Here is a 13,453-nt window from a genome sequence, read left to right as displayed (position 1 = left end):
CCCCGATCATCCTCCGGGGCACTCCGAAAAAAGGCGCATTATACGCTTGCCAAAGCGGTATTTCTAAGTGGTCTTCACTGCGTTGATTTTGAACTAGAAGAAGGTCAGACCGACCTGGAACAGCTTCTCCACATCCCGGACCCGGGACTTGTCCACCAGGAACAGGATCACGTGGTCATCCGGTTGTACCCGCAGGTGATCGTGGGCGATCAGAACCTCGTTGTGGCGGACGATGGCCCCGATGGTGGTGCCCTCCGGCAGGGAGATCTCGTCCAGCCGTTTGCCCACCACCTTCGAGGACCGGTGATCGCCATGGGCGATGGCCTCGATGGCCTCGGCCGCGCCGCGCCGCAGTGAGTGAACGTTAACTACGTCGCCCCGGCGGACGTGGGTGAGCAAGCTGCCGATGGTGGTCTGTTGCGGCGAGATGGCGACATCGATATCCCCGCCCTGGATCAGGTCCACGTAGTCGGGGTTGTTGATCAGGGTCAGCACTTTACGGGCGCCGAGTCGTTTGGCCAGCAGGGAGGCCATGATGTTGGCCTCGTCATCATTGGTGACGGCACAGAAGACATCGGTGTTCTCGATGTTCTCTTCCAGAAGGATGTCCTTGTTGGCGGCGTTGCCTTCCAGCACCACGGTCTTGCGCAGGTTTTCGGACAGCATCACGCAGCGTTCGTGACCCCGCTCCAGCAGCTTGACCTGGTAGCGGCCCTCGAGGGTGCTGGCCAGGCGCTGGCCGATGTTGCCACCGCCACAGATGAAGATCTTCTTGTAGGGCTTCTCCAGGGGCTGCAATTCGCTCATCACGGACCGGATGTGGTCGGCGCCGGCGATGAAGAACACCTCGTCGCCGTCCTCGATCACGGTGTCGCCCTGGGGCATGATCGCGCGGTCCTTCCGGAAGATGGCGGCTACCCGGGTATCGATCTTGGGCATGTGGGTGCGCAGATAGGACAGCTCGTGCCCCACCAGTGGCCCGCCTTTGGTGGCCTGGATCGCCACCAGTCGTGCCAGGCCCTTGGAGAACTCCAGTACCTGAAGAGCTCCGGGGTATTCGATCAGCCGGGTGATGTGCTTGGTCACCAGGTGCTCGGGACTGATCAGGACATCAATGGGAAAACCGCGCAGGCTGTCCAGGTCCTTCGCCTTGTCGCGCTGGTAGAACAGTTCGGGCTTGGCCAGGTAGGCGTTGGCCCGGACCCGGCAGATGGTGGTCGGTGTCTTGTACAACAACTTGGTGACCTGGCAGGCGACCATGTTGGTCTCATCGCTGTTGGTGACGGCAATCACCATGTCACCGTCTTCGGCGCCAGCCTGCCGGAGTACTGTCGGATAGGACGCCTTGCCCTGGACCGTCCGGATGTCCAGACGATCCTGCAGTTCCCGGAGCCGGACGCTGTCACTGTCGACCACGGTGATGTCGTTGGCTTCATTGGCGAGGTTTTCGGCCAGAGTTCCGCCCACCTGGCCGGCGCCGAGAATGAGGATCTTCATAGTTCGGGTTTCTCCAGTACCGCGTAAAAGAAGCCGTCGTGGCTGTCAGGGTCCGGCAGCAACTGGCGACCGGCGCCGGTGTCCCGGCCCCAGGCCACATCCGGCTCGACCAGGCCGGCATCCGGCTGCTGTTTCATGAATCGTTGGATTATACGGTGGTTTTCCTGGGGGAACACGGAACAGGTCGCATACACCAGGCGGCCACCGGGTTTGAGGATAGACCACATGGCCTTGAGCAGCCCCAGCTGGATCCCGGCCAGTGGCGCAATGTCCGATTCCCGCCGCAGCAGCTTGATGTCCGGATGCCGGCGGATCACGCCGGTGGCGCTGCAGGGGACATCCAGCAGGATGCGGTCGAATTCGGTGCCATCCCACCAGTTGTCGATATCCGCCGCATCGGCCTGTGTCAGCGTGGCGGTAAGGTCCAGGCGGTCCAGGTTTTCCTGAATCCGGGGCAGGCGTTCGGCGGATTCGTCGATGGCCACCACTTCGGACAGTTCACCGCAGGCCTCCAGGATGGCGCACGTCTTGCCTCCGGGGGCAGCGCAGGCATCGAGTACCCGTTGGCCGGGGGCGAGATCCAGCAGGGTGGTACACAGCTGGGCGGCTTCGTCCTGGACGCTGGCGGCGCCGTCGGCGAACCAGGGCAAGCGGTCCACCGGCACCGGCCGGACAAGCTGGATGGCGTGAGGTGCGAACCCAGTCGCCGTGGCCTCGATGCCCGCCTCTTCCAGCAGGCCCAGGTAGTGTTCGCGGGTGAAACGCAGGGCATTGACCCGCAGGGTCATGGGGGCCTGGGTGTTATTGGCATCGAGAATCTGCTGCCAGTCCCGCGGCCAGTTGTGGCGCAGCTTGTCCACCATCCACTGGGGGTGGCTGAAGCGCACCGCGTCGTCTTTCGGCTCGGGGGCGCCTTCACGCTCGGCAGCGCGCAGGACACCATTGACCAGACCGGTCAGGTGCGGCTTGTCCAGGGCCCGGCAGGCTTCCACCGATTCATTGAGTACTGCGTAGGTGGCCTGCTCGCTGAACCGGAGCTGGAACAGGGCAACCAGCATCAGATGGTGAACAACGCGGTCCTGTTTGCGCAGCGGTTTCTTCAGCCGGCCCTGCAGTTCACCATCGAGACGTTGAAACCAGCGGCAGGTGCCGTAACACAGCGCCTGGAGTTCCGCCCGTTCGCCCTCCCCGACACGGCTCAGGGCTGGCGGCAGGCACTGGGACAGGGACTGGCCCTGCTCGACCGCCAACAGGACGCTGGCTGCCACGGACCGCAAGGGTTGTTGGCCGGAGCCCATATCAGTTCAGCTCCTGGCCGGGCAACAACAGCTGCTTGCCGCCATTGATCAGGTCGTTGATGCTCTGGGCGCGGGCGCCGGGCAGCTGCAGGCGGGTGATGCGAAGAGTGCCCTCGCCGCAGGCCACGTCGATACCTTCCCGTTCCCGGCGGATCACAGTGCCCGGGGCTTCGGCGGATGCATCGGCAAGGGCGCGGGCCTCGTGAATGCGGATGCGCTGGTCGTCGAGGTCGGTGTAGGTGCCGGGCCAGGGGTTGAAGGCGCGCACCAGCCGTTCGATGGCGGCGGCATCCTGTTGCCAGTCGATATGGCCTTCTTCTTTCGACAACTTGTGCGCGTAGCAGGCCTGGTCGTCGTTCTGTGCCTCCCCGGACAGCTCGCCTTTTTCCAGCAATGCCATCGCCTTGACGATGGCCTCCCCGCCCATGGTTGCGAGACGATCGTGGAGACTCCCGCCGGTGTCGTCGTCGTGGATCGGCGTGATGGTTTTCAGCAGCATGGCGCCGGTATCCAGGCCTTCATCCATCTGCATGATGGTGATGCCGGTTTCCCGGTCGCCGGCGGCAATGGCTCGCTGGATCGGCGCGGCACCGCGCCAGCGTGGTAGCAGAGACGCGTGGATATTGAGGCAGCCTTGGGCCGGGATCTCCAGCACGGTCTTGGGCAGGATCAGGCCGTAGGCGGCAACAATCATTACATCCGGGTTCAGCATCGCCAGCTCTTGCTGTGCTTCCGGGCTGCGAAAGTTCTCGGGCTGGAACACCGGCAGGTCCGCCTCCAGCGCCACCTTTTTGACCGGGCTGGGCATCAGCTTGCGGCCCCGGCCGGCAGGCCGGTCCGGCTGGGAGTAGACGCCGACGATGTCGTGGTGGGTCGCCAGAAGGGCTGTCAGGGCGGTAGCGGCAAAGTCGGGGGTGCCGGCAAATACGATTCGCACTGTGGTGTCGTCTCTGTTCCGTTGAATACGAAAAGACCGGGTCATCGCCCGGTCCGTCACTGCCTGTCTGTTCTGGTGGCCTGAAACAGATCAGGCACTCTTGCGATGAAGCTTTTCCAGTTTTTTCTTGATCCGGTTACGCTTCAGGGCGCTGAGATAGTCCACGAACAACTTGCCGTTGAGGTGGTCCATTTCGTGCTGGATGCAGACCGCCAGCAGACCTTGCGCCTCAATCTCGAACGGCTCACCATTGCGGTCCAGGGCCCGGATCCGACAGTGTTCGACACGTTCGACATCCTCGTAGAAGCCCGGGACAGAGAGACAACCTTCCTGCATGGCTTCATAGTCGCCTTCGAGGACCTCCACTTCCGGGTTGATGAATACCCGTGGTTCGCTCTTGTCCTCGGACAGGTCCATCACGATGATCTGCTTGTGAACATTGACCTGTGTCGCCGCCAGACCGATTCCGGGCGCATCGTACATGGTCTCGAACATGTCGTCGATCAGCTTGCGGATGTCGTCTGTGACTTCGTTCACCGGCTTGGCAATGGTGCGTAGACGGGGATCCGGGTATTCGAGGATTTCTAGTATCATAACGCTCGCGTTTCTGGTCCGTATGTCCGGCAGTTCAGGCAATCCGCCCGGCTACCGTTTGAGTTTTGTAATCCTGTGAGGGAAGTCTCGATATTATCCCCCAATTCCACGATTGAGTACAAACTGATCAGTTAATAGTTAAAATCTTTCACGGGCAGAATAGAATTCACTGGAAGAACAAAAGATAACATCACAATTTCCGAGACTTCTTCTATAGTATCAGGAATTACAACGTAATAAGCTGCAGGTAATCCGGCTGCATCCGACAGAATGCAAAGACTCAAGGCACGCGATCAAGGACTTACACAATGAGGAAACTGCTGTACGCTCTGGCAGCCACTGCGCTGCTGTTCACTTCCTGGGCCCAGGCTCAACCGGAACTGCGGTCCGACCATCCCGAGCGTTACACCGTCGTGAAGGGGGACACCCTCTGGGACATTTCGGCGCGCTTTCTGAACAATCCCTGGTACTGGCCGGAGATCTGGCACGTTAATCCCCAGGTTGCCAACCCGCACCTCATTTACCCGGGCGATCGCCTCGCCCTGGTCTACATCGACGGTAAGCCGCGGATTACCAAGGTGGCGTCCAACGGCGTGGTGAAGCTCTCGCCGCAGGTGCGTTCCGAGCCGATTGATACCCCGATTCCGGCCATTCCCCTGGACGCCATCAGCAGCTTCCTGACCGATACCCGTATCGTGACCCCGGAAGAGCTCGAGGGTGCGCCCTACGTGCTGGAAGGCGAAGACGGCCGCATCATCACCGGCGCTGGTGACCGGGTCTATGCCCGTGGCGACAAGCCGGCAGACAAGGTGGGTATCTTCCGCCGCACCAAGGAATTCCGCGATCCGGATACCGGCGAGTTCCTGGGTCTGGAGGCCCGCAGCATCGGTGCCGGCAACATCACAGCCGAGAATGGGGATGTGCTGACCCTGCGCCTGACCAAGTCCAACCAGGAAATCCGTATCGGTGATCGCCTGCTGACCAGTGTCGACCGTCCGATCGCTACCAGTTTTGTGCCCAGCTCGCCGGATGAAACCATCGAGGGTGAGATGATTGCCGTTGACGGCGGTGTCAACCAGATCGGTCAGTACGACGTGGTGGCGATCAACCGCGGTGAACGGGATGGCCTTGAAGCCGGCAATGTCATGGCCGTGCTCAAGAGCGGCAACCTGGTGCGGGATCCGGTGACTGGTGAGACCATCGAGCTGCCTTCGGAGCGTGCCGGTCTGCTGATGGTATTCCAGGCTTACGAGAAGATGAGCTACGGATTGGTCCTGCAGGCCACCCGCCCGCTGTCCGTGGGTGACAAGGTCACCAATCCCTGATCGGACAGACGCTTCCAGCTGCAATTGAATGGCCGGGCGGGATTGCCCGGCCATTGTTGTTTTCAAGGATGAGGAATCATGAACGAATTGCTTTCCGGCGCGGGTTCCCGCGACCGTTTTTGCCAGGCGCTTGAACACCCCGCGGCGCCCTGGCTGCTGCTGGCAACCCTGCCCCAATTCGGTATCCGGCGGCGTGAAGCTGCGATGGCTGCAACCGCACAATTGACCGACCTGCTGGCCATGAACGCCGCCAGTCTCAAAGCCATCGGCCTCCATCCGGAAACCATTACCGGAATCCGCGCCTGGCAGGATAAAGATGCCAGCCACCCTGCCCTGAGGGAGGTCGCGGAGGCCCTGATCGGGTGTCAGCACCATGGCATCCACATTGTTACCTGGGGTGATACCGATTATCCGGAGGCACTGCGCCATATTCATGACGCTCCTCTGGTGCTCTATACCTTGGGCAACCATGGGCTGCTGGTCCGGGACCAGATCGGCATTGTGGGCAGTCGTCATGCCACCCGCCCGGGCCTGGACCATGCCCGCCGGTTCGCAGCGGAACTCAGTCGCCGGGAACTGGTGGTTACCAGTGGCCTGGCCCTGGGTGTGGACGGTGCCGCCCATGCCGGCGCTCTGGATGCCGGGTCTCCCACCATTGCGGTCATCGGTTGCGGACTGGATCAGATCTACCCGCGCCAGCACCACAAGCTGGGCGAGCGGGTGATCGAACAGGGCGTGCTGGTATCCGAATATCCACCGGGAACGCCAGCCCGCGCTGCCCATTTTCCCCAACGTAACCGTATTATCAGCGGGTTGTCCCGGGGTGTGCTGGTGGTTGAAGCGGGCCTCAAGAGTGGCTCGTTGATTACCGCGAGGTTGGCGCTGGAACAGGGCCGTGAAGTGTTTGCCATTCCCGGCTCTGTCCACAGCCCGGTCGCCCGCGGGTGTCACCACCTGATCAAGCAGGGCGCCCGGCTGGTGGAAACCGTGGACGACGTGCTGGAAGAGCTGGGTGCCTGGTGGTCGCCGCAAGCTGGCGAGTCGGATCCCGTCCAGACTCCGGGGGCGCCGGATCTGTCGCGCCTGGGACAACGGGAAATCGCGGTATTTGAGGCATTAGGGTATGATCCGGTATCAACCGATGCACTGGGTTTGGCGACCGGTTTGGCCGCGGACCAGCTGATGCAGTCCCTGTTGCTCCTGGAGCTGGAAGGGCTGGCCAGTTCAGCACCAGGCGGCTACCTGCGAATCGCCTGAACCCGGTGCCCTGTTCCACCCCGTTCTGAACAGATGATTCTCGATGCCCGTGTCCAAACCACTGACTGACTGGCAACGCCGTCGTGCCCGCCGCACCCTGCTCCAGGGCGGTGTTATCGCCTACCCGACCGAAGCGGTCTGGGGCCTGGGGTGTGATCCCTGGGATGTTCTGGCGGTAGAGCGCATCCTGGAACTGAAACAACGCCCCATGGAAAAGGGCATGATCCTGGTGGCCGCTTCGGTCGAGCAGGTGCGTTTCCTGCTCGACCCGTTGCCGGCAAACCTCCGGGAAACCGCTTTGAGCCACTGGCCCGGGCCTGTGACCTGCCTGTTACCCGATGTGAACGAGCAGATTCCGGAGTGGGTCCGGGGGCGCCATAGCTCCATTGCAGTGCGTGTCAGCGACCATCCGGTGGTCCGGTCCCTGTGCGAGGCGGCCGACATGCCGCTGGTCTCCACCTCCTGCAATCCTGCCGGGCGACAGCCGGCCCGTCATTCCTGGCAGGTGCGCCGCTATTTCGGTGATCAGCTGGACTGGATCGTGCCCGGTGAGCTTGGCGGCAATCGCAAACCCAGCCGCATTATTGATATCGTCACCGGCCAGCAGCTTCGATAGGAGAGCCCATGTCACAACAGCCCGACAGCCAGGCCGTCAAGGAATACCTGCTCGGCCTGCAGGAAAACATCTGCCGTCGCCTGGAAGCGGTGGACGGCGAGGCCTCATTCATCCGCGATTCCTGGGACCGCCCGGAAGGCGGCGGTGGTATCAGCCGGGTCATCAGTGAAGGCCGGGTGTTCGAGAAAGGCGGCGTGAACTTCTCCCACGTCATGGGGGACACCATGCCCGCCTCTGCCACGGCCCATCGGCCCCATCTGGCGGGCGCGCCCTGGCAGGCCATGGGGGTTTCCCTGGTGATTCACCCGAACAACCCCTACGTGCCCACCTCCCATGCCAATGTCCGTTTCTTTATCACCACGCCCAAAGAGGGTGAGCCGGTGTATTGGTTCGGTGGTGGGTATGACCTGACGCCCTACTATGGTTTTGACGAGGATTGCGTGCACTGGCACCGGACCGCAAAAGCTGCCTGTGAGCCCTTCGGTAAGGATACCTACCGGCGCTTCAAGGACTGGTGTGATGATTATTTCTATCTCAAGCACCGGAACGAGCCCCGGGGTGTCGGCGGCCTTTTCTTCGACGACCACAACACCGGTGATTTCGGCCAGGACTTTGCCCTGATGCAGTCGGTGGGTGACAGCTATATTGAAGCCTATGAACCGATCGTCCGGAAACGGATGGGCACGGACTTCGGTGAGCGGGAGCGCAACTTCCAGCTCTACCGCCGGGGTCGCTATGTCGAATTCAACCTGGTGTACGACCGGGGCACCCTGTTCGGCCTGCAGTCCGGCGGCCGGACCGAGTCAATCCTGATGTCCCTGCCGCCGCTGGTGCGCTGGGACTATAACCGGGTGCCGGAGCCTGGCACCGAGGAAGCACGTCTGACCGAGTATTTCCTCACGGGCCGGGACTGGCTGGGAGAGAACCATGATCAATGATCTGTACGCGGTGATCGGGCACCCGATCAGCCATAGCAAATCTCCTCGGATCCACAGCCTGTTCGCGCAGCAGACCGGTGAGCCGGTGGAGTACACCGCCATCCAGGCGCCTCTCGATGATTTCGCCGGTACCGTCCGGCAGTTCTTCGAGCGCGGCGGCAAAGGCCTCAATGTCACGGTCCCGTTCAAGGAACAGGCCTGGCAGCTGGCGGACCAGCGCACCGGGCGGGCGGAGAAGGCCGGCGCCGCCAATACCCTGTATTACGACAACGGCCGACTGGTGGCGGATAACACCGATGGCTGCGGTATCGTCCGGGATCTGGCCAGCAACCATGGTGTGACCCTCAAGGGCGCCCGGATCCTGTTGCTCGGCGCCGGTGGCGCTGTGCGCGGCGTGATCGGTCCTTTGCTGGCGGAAAAACCAGCGGAGCTGGTCATCGCCAATCGGACCGTAACGAAGGCTGAAGCCCTGGTGGATCTGTTTGCTGACGATGCTGGTGACACCCGCCTCAGTGCTTGCGGGTTCGGGGAGCCCGACCAGCCATTCGACCTGATCATCAACGGCACCAGCGCCAGCCTCCAGGGTGATCTGCCGGCCCTGTCTCCCGTGGTTATTGGTTCGGACACGGTGATATACGACATGATGTACTCCCTGAAGACCACCACGTTCAACCAGTGGGCACTGGACCAGGGGGCAAACCGGGTGGTCGATGGTCTCGGCATGCTGGTGGAACAGGCCGCCGAGTCGTTCCGGGTCTGGCGCGGCGTGCGCCCCGAGACCGCATCGGTGGTCGAGGAGTTGCGCATCGACTGAGCCGGGCGGGGTAAAAAGAAAGGCAGTGGCCGGGGCCTGATCCCGGCGCCTGCCTGTGCCTGGGGAAGGGTCAGTGTGAACCGAAGCGGACTTACTCCACGTTCACTTCGATGGCCTTCGGCTCCTTCGGTTCAGCCTTGTTGATGGTCAGGGTCAGCAGACCATCCTTGAAGTTGGCCTTGACGCTGTTTTCGTCCACATTTTCCGGCAGGGTGAAGCGGCGCATGAAGCTGCCATAGAACCGCTCGATGCGGTGCATCTTCTTGTCCTCGGTTTCCTCTTCCTGCCTGCGCTCGCCCTTGATGGTGAGGACACCGTCATGCACGGTTACCTTCACATCGTCCTTGGACATACCTGGCAACTCGGCCTCAACGGTAAAAGCCTGGTCGGTTTCCTTGATATCCACCGCCGGAGCCCAGTCACTGCGGCTGAACAGGTCCTTGCCTTCCCGCTCGCCGGCCCGGGTCAGGCCGAACATCCGGTTGTAGCGGTTCATCAGGTCTTCGAATTCATTGATCGGATTCCAGCGTGTCAGGTTGCTCATAGTCATTCCTCCTTGGTACGAAAACGAATCTGAAGGTGTGTTATCAGCTTCGCTCGCGGAACAGCTCCATGCCGGTGGCGCCGTGCCGGCTGGTTATCCGTGAACATCTGCTATGTTCGAATGTAGGATCCCCCGGGCATTTTTCAAGCACCTATTGAATGATTTTTGACCTGTGTCAGCGGGGTGCTTCTGCCAGGTACTCGTCCTTGAGCCGGACGTAGTTGGCTGCGGTGTATTTGAAAAAGGCCCGCTCTTTTTCGGTCAGCGGTCGGGCCTGTTTGGCTGGCGATCCCACATACAGGTAACCGGATTCCAGCGTCTTGCCGGGCGGCACCAGGCAGCCGGCAGCCACGATCACCTCGTCTTCGACCACAGCGCCATCCATGATGATGCAGCCCATGCCGACCAGCACCCGATTGCCGATGGTGCAGCCATGCAACAGGGCTTTATGGCCGACCGTCACATCGTCTCCCAGCGTCAGCGGATAACCGCCGGGGTTATAGTCACTGGCATGGGTGATATGCAGTACCGATCCGTCCTGAATGCTACACCGGTCCCCGATCCGGATCTGGTGCATGTCACCCCGCACCACGGTCATCGGCCAGATGGAGACATCCTCACCGGTCTGGACATCTCCGATGACCACGGCACTGGGATCCACCCAGCACCGTTCCCCAAAATGTGGCGTAATACCCTTGTGAGAGCGTACATTCGTCATTACATATACCTGTGCTTGATTTGCCCGGAGGCTTGGGGCACCTGTGGGAGAGACCCTGCCAAAACTGTGCGGAGCCATGGATGGCGGAGCTCAAGCGTCACATGGACGTGCCGAAGGAGCGTGTTTTGGCAGGGTCTCTCCCACAGGTGCCTGCCCCATAGTAGAGGCACCGAAACTACCTTAGATGCAAAGAGCTGAGAAGAGGACTTATGAATAACCCTTTATTGACCGACGATCTGTTGCCGAAATTCGACCATGTGCGCACCGAGCACATGGAAACGGCGATTGACCAGATTCTCAGCGAGAACCGCATGAAGATCAGCCAGCTTGCCGAGCAGGAAGATCCGACCTGGGACACCCTGGCCCAACCCATGCAGGCGCTGGAAGACAAGCTTTCCAATGCCTGGTCGGTGATCTCGCACCTGAATGGTGTGATGAACAACGATGAGCTGCGCAAGGTCTACAAGAACTGCCTGGAGAAGCTGACTGAGTACAGTACCGAGATCAGTCAGAACGAAGCCCTGTGCAACGCCTACAAGAAACTGGCGGCCCGGGACGACTTCAAGGACCTGAGCGAGCCCCAGCGCAAGTCGGTGGAAAACACCCTGCGCGATTTCCACCTTGGTGGTGTCGATCTGCCGGCAGACAAGAAGAAGCGTTACGCTGACCTCTCGCGGGAGCTGGCGGAGCTGTCCAACAAGTTCAGCGATAACGTACTGGACGCCACCCAGCACTGGTTCAAACAGATTACCGATGTAGACGAGCTGTCCGGCCTGCCGGAAACCGCCATCGAAGGCGCGAAGCAGGCCGCCCGCCAGAAAGATCTCGATGGCTATGTCATCACGCTGGACTTCCCCAGCTTCTTCCCGGTCATGACCTACTGCGACAACCGGGATCTGCGCCGGGAAGTCTATGAGGCGTTTGTCACCCGGGCTTCCGACCAGGGCCCGGACGCCGGGACCTGGGACAACACCCCGGTTATGGCGGAAATCCTGAAGCGTCGTCACGCCCTGTCCCAGCTGCTGGGCTTCAACAACTACGCCGAACGCTCCCTGGCCACCAAGATGGCCCGCAGTGTTGATGAGGTGCTGGAGTTCCTGAACCAGCTTGCGGCCAAATCCAAGCCGGTGGCGGAAAAGGAATTTGCCGAACTCAAAGCCTTCGCCAAAGACGAACATGGCGTGGAGGACCTGAAGGCCTGGGATATCGGTTACTACAGTGAGAAGCTGCGCCAGAAGCAGTACGACATCTCCCCGGAGACCCTGCGTCCCTGGTTCCCGGTCAACAAGGTGGTTCCTGGCCTGTTCCGGGTGGCCGAAAAGCTGTTCGATGTCCAGATTGAAGAACGCCCCGAAGTGGAGACCTGGCACGAGGACGCCACCGCCTACTGCATCAGCCGCCATGGCGAACCGGTGGCGTGGTTCTACCTGGATCTGTTCGCCCGTCAGGGCAAGCGTGGCGGCGCCTGGATGGCCGACTGCCGGGTACGCTGGCGTGACCAGCGCGGCCGCCTGCAGCTTCCGGTGGCGTTCCTGACCTGCAACTTCACCCCGCCGGTGAATGGCAAGCCGTCACTGCTGACCCACGACGAAGTGACCACCCTGTTCCACGAGTTCGGGCACGGCCTGCACCACATGCTGACCCAAGTGGACGTACTGGACGTATCCGGCATCAACGGCGTGGCCTGGGACGCTGTGGAGCTGCCCAGCCAGTTCCTGGAGAACTGGTGCTGGAACCCGGATTCCCTGGCACTGATCGCCAGCCATCACGAAACCGGCGAGCCGTTGCCGGAAGACCTGCTGCAGAAGCTCCTGGCAGCGAAGAACTTCCAGTCCGGTATGGCCATGGTGCGCCAGCTGGAGTTCTCGTTGTTCGACTTCCGCCTGCACGCGGAATTTACCGAGGAGGCTCCCACCAACCCGCTGGACATGCACCGCAAGGTGCGTGAAGAGATCGCTGTGGTGGAAGCCCCCGAGTTCAACCGCTTCCCCAACGCCTTCTCCCACATCTTCGCCGGCGGCTATGCGGCGGGTTATTACAGCTACAAGTGGGCGGAAGTCCTGGCGGCGGATGCTTTCTCCCTGTTCGAGGAGAAGGGTATCTTCGACTCGGAAACCGGCAAGGCCTTCCTGCATAACATCCTTGAGAAAGGCGGCTCCCAGGAGCCCATGGAACTGTTCAAGGCCTTCCGGGGTCGAGAGCCTCAGGTGGATGCCCTTTTGAGACAATCCGGCATCACGGACGAAGCCGCCTGATACAATGTCGGTAATTGGCCGGGTGGAACCATTCGAAGCCCGGCCGCCGATCTGAAAAACCGGAGTAACCTATGGCAAGTCCGAAACGTTTCATCGCCGGTGCGGTTTGCCCCCGCTGTGCGGAGATGGACAAGATCATGATGTTCACGGATGACAACGACAAGCAGATACGCGAGTGCGTGGCCTGCGGGTTCACCGATGGGTTGTCCGAGGAGCCGGATACCCAGGTGCCGGAGCTGGAGACCCGGGTGAACAAGCGTAAGAATGAGGACGATCACACTGTTAAACAGGTCGTGTTCTTCAAGGCTGGGTCTGAGGACTGACTTGCTGCGTTTCTAGCCTGGCCTAGCCTGGTTGTTGTGGGGGCTTTGAGGGAGTGGGGGTGCTTTCCTTTCGGGCACAAAGAACTCGCTTCGCTCAGACAATTGTGCCCTGAAGGAAAGCACCCCCACTCCCTCTTTCACTGAACAACTTCGATATATCTGCCCAGCAGGATTAGTGGTCTGTGCAGTTTTCTGCAATGGGTCCTAGCTTTCCTTATGTTCCCGCAGCTTGAATTACGGGGCACGTGACCGGTAACAGGTCTAGTCCGTTTCTCTTGGACATATCTGTTTAGTCAGAGAACGAGGGGGCGGGGTACCTTTTCTGCCGGGCACAATT

13 protein-coding genes are annotated in these 13,453 nt (G+C 61.1%); 7 read left to right on the top strand and 6 right to left on the bottom strand.

Annotated elements, in window-relative coordinates; translation table 11 throughout:
• Positions 1-93: 93 nt before the first annotated feature.
• From trkA to def, 4 genes are all read right to left on the bottom strand, one after another.
• Complete coding sequence (gene trkA, locus ACQUTG_RS12805) at positions 94-1,497, bottom strand: Trk system potassium transporter TrkA (protein WP_428919770.1); 1,404 nt, start codon at positions 1,495-1,497, stop codon at positions 94-96.
• The gene (rsmB, locus tag ACQUTG_RS12800) at positions 1,494-2,795 is read right to left on the bottom strand and encodes a 16S rRNA (cytosine(967)-C(5))-methyltransferase RsmB (RefSeq protein WP_428919769.1); all 1,302 of its coding nucleotides are present in this window, start codon (positions 2,793-2,795) and stop codon (positions 1,494-1,496) included. The genes trkA and rsmB overlap by 4 nt, the downstream gene beginning before the upstream one ends.
• Position 2,796: 1 nt before the next feature.
• On the bottom strand, positions 2,797-3,732 hold the full coding sequence (gene fmt, locus ACQUTG_RS12795) for a methionyl-tRNA formyltransferase (protein ID WP_428919768.1): 936 nt from the start codon (positions 3,730-3,732) through the stop codon (positions 2,797-2,799).
• Positions 3,733-3,822: 90 nt separating this feature from the next.
• A complete protein-coding gene (def, locus tag ACQUTG_RS12790; RefSeq protein ID WP_428919767.1) occupies positions 3,823-4,326 on the bottom strand; it encodes a peptide deformylase in 504 nt (167 codons plus the stop codon).
• A gap of 308 nt (positions 4,327-4,634) precedes the next feature.
• Here def and ACQUTG_RS12785 point away from each other — a divergent pair, with 308 nt between their 5' ends.
• From ACQUTG_RS12785 to aroE, 5 genes are all read left to right on the top strand, one after another.
• Complete coding sequence (locus tag ACQUTG_RS12785) at positions 4,635-5,651, top strand: LysM peptidoglycan-binding domain-containing protein (RefSeq protein ID WP_428919766.1); 1,017 nt, start codon at positions 4,635-4,637, stop codon at positions 5,649-5,651.
• Positions 5,652-5,729: 78 nt separating this feature from the next.
• Positions 5,730-6,908: a DNA-processing protein DprA gene (dprA, locus tag ACQUTG_RS12780; RefSeq protein ID WP_428919765.1), complete on the top strand. Its 1,179-nt coding sequence runs from the start codon at positions 5,730-5,732 to the stop codon at positions 6,906-6,908.
• Positions 6,909-6,951: 43 nt separating this feature from the next.
• Complete coding sequence (locus ACQUTG_RS12775; RefSeq protein WP_428919764.1) at positions 6,952-7,524, top strand: L-threonylcarbamoyladenylate synthase; 573 nt, start codon at positions 6,952-6,954, stop codon at positions 7,522-7,524.
• An 8-nt stretch (positions 7,525-7,532) separates the two neighbouring features.
• Positions 7,533-8,462 carry an oxygen-dependent coproporphyrinogen oxidase gene (hemF, locus tag ACQUTG_RS12770; RefSeq protein WP_428919763.1) on the top strand — a complete coding sequence of 310 codons (930 nt, stop codon included), beginning with the start codon at positions 7,533-7,535 and terminating at the stop codon, positions 8,460-8,462.
• The gene (aroE, locus tag ACQUTG_RS12765) at positions 8,452-9,276 is read left to right on the top strand and encodes a shikimate dehydrogenase (RefSeq protein WP_428919762.1); all 825 of its coding nucleotides are present in this window, start codon (positions 8,452-8,454) and stop codon (positions 9,274-9,276) included. The genes hemF and aroE overlap by 11 nt, the downstream gene beginning before the upstream one ends.
• Before the next feature lie 91 nt (positions 9,277-9,367).
• Here the strand turns inward: aroE and ACQUTG_RS12760 are convergent, their stop codons facing one another.
• Positions 9,368-9,820: an Hsp20/alpha crystallin family protein gene (locus ACQUTG_RS12760; RefSeq protein ID WP_428919761.1), complete on the bottom strand. Its 453-nt coding sequence runs from the start codon at positions 9,818-9,820 to the stop codon at positions 9,368-9,370.
• A 175-nt stretch (positions 9,821-9,995) separates the two neighbouring features.
• Positions 9,996-10,538: a gamma carbonic anhydrase family protein gene (locus ACQUTG_RS12755; RefSeq protein WP_428919760.1), complete on the bottom strand. Its 543-nt coding sequence runs from the start codon at positions 10,536-10,538 to the stop codon at positions 9,996-9,998.
• Between the two features lie 209 nt (positions 10,539-10,747).
• Between ACQUTG_RS12755 and prlC the strand changes: the two genes are divergently transcribed.
• Together prlC and ACQUTG_RS12745 are read left to right on the top strand one after the other, a co-directional pair.
• On the top strand, positions 10,748-12,793 hold the full coding sequence (gene prlC, locus ACQUTG_RS12750) for an oligopeptidase A (RefSeq protein WP_428919759.1): 2,046 nt from the start codon (positions 10,748-10,750) through the stop codon (positions 12,791-12,793).
• Positions 12,794-12,864: 71 nt separating this feature from the next.
• A complete protein-coding gene (locus tag ACQUTG_RS12745; protein WP_428919758.1) occupies positions 12,865-13,116 on the top strand; it encodes a YheV family putative zinc ribbon protein in 252 nt (83 codons plus the stop codon).
• Positions 13,117-13,453: the final 337 nt, after the last annotated feature.

The organism is Marinobacter sp. DUT-1 (genome assembly GCF_050379415.1).
GTDB lineage: Bacteria > Pseudomonadota > Gammaproteobacteria > Pseudomonadales > Oleiphilaceae > Marinobacter.
Note: the sequence above shows the minus strand (reverse complement) of the source record. Positions and strands in the feature narration are given on the sequence as shown.